The sequence below is a fragment of the Streptomyces ureilyticus genome (assembly GCF_011045025.1).
Classification (GTDB): domain Bacteria; phylum Actinomycetota; class Actinomycetes; order Streptomycetales; family Streptomycetaceae; genus Streptomyces; species Streptomyces ureilyticus.
Window position 1 is genome coordinate 1 of record NZ_JAAKZX010000466.1, and the last position, 1,226, is coordinate 1,226.

Consider the following 1,226-nt stretch of genomic DNA (forward strand, 5'->3'; position numbering starts at 1 on the left):
GCCCGGTCGTTGGCGGCGGTGCCGAAGCCGCGGTCGGCGACGACGGTGCCGGGCGGTCGGCCAGTCAGCGTGGTCACTCGCTCGACCGAGGGGACGAGTTGCGGTGCGTCGGGCGGGTTCCCGCGGTGGACTTGGTGGTCGACGACGAAGCCGCGTTCGTCTTCGGCGACCAGGGCGGTGTAGCCGAACTGGGTGGGGTGCTGGGGCTTGCCCTTGCGGATCGGCCGGGCATCGGGATCGGCCAACGACACCAGCCGGTCGGGGATCGTGCGGATCCCCGCCAGCCGCAAAGCCGTCTGCTCCAGCAGTCGGCGAGTGCCCGCCACGGTCTCGGCCAGCTCACCGACCAGGTGCGTCAGCCGCCCCGAGTGCTGTTTGCCCAGCGCCCGACGGGCGTTGCGCTCCACCGCTGCAACGTCCCGCAAGGTCGCGCGGGCCACGATGGCGATCTCGCCGGTGAGCCGGTCGATCTCCCCCAGCGCCTGGCCGGTGCGCCGTCGCAGGGTGCGTGAGATCTCCTTCAAGCGTCGTCCTGCTGATCGGCTGCGATCACGGAAACGGGTGCGCCGGGCGGCGCCGGCGGCCTGGATCCGACGCACCAGCCGGCCCAGCTTGCGTACGCCGTGTTCCAACAGGTCGGCGTCGGTGGGGTGGTCGATATCGGCTTCGATCACTGTGGTGTCGATGCGTAGCTTGCCGCACCGCACCAGCTTGTCCTCGACCAGCTTGCCCAACAGTGCGGTGTTGAGCTGTTCCACCGTCTGCGCGCCGCCGCGGCGCATCAGTTTGATCAACGTGGTCGGGTGCGGCACCGGGGAGGTCAACGGGATCCGGCAGAACCGCCGCCAGCTCAGCGAGTCCGCGACCTCACGGCACAGCGTCTCGTACCCGAGCTGGTAGCGGTGCTTGAGATACAGCAGCCGCAGCAGCGTCTCGACCGGAACCGACGGCCGCCCCAGCCGGTCAGCGAACACCTCCCGCCACGGGGCGATGAACCTCTCGTCGTCCAGGTACGCATCGACCTGGGCCAGCTCGACCGGTAACTGCCGCGCCTGCTCCGGCAGCACCTCCCACCACGTGTCCTGCGCTCCCGCGACACGCAACACTGCCACCACCCCCGGCCGCCGACGACGCAGCTCAACTGTCGCCGCACTCGACGACCGGAACCAGCTCTCCCCACAGCTCAACGCAGCGGCACCAACGACTTCTTCAGGGGCAAGTAGCTA

General features: G+C 69.8%; 1 protein-coding gene. It reads right to left on the reverse strand.

All coding sequences use genetic code 11. The features are described 5' to 3' along the window. On the reverse strand, positions 1–1,106 hold a 1,106-nt coding region (locus G6048_RS48165), incomplete at its 3' end, for an ISNCY family transposase (protein ID WP_165345905.1). Positions 1,107–1,226: the final 120 nt, after the last annotated feature.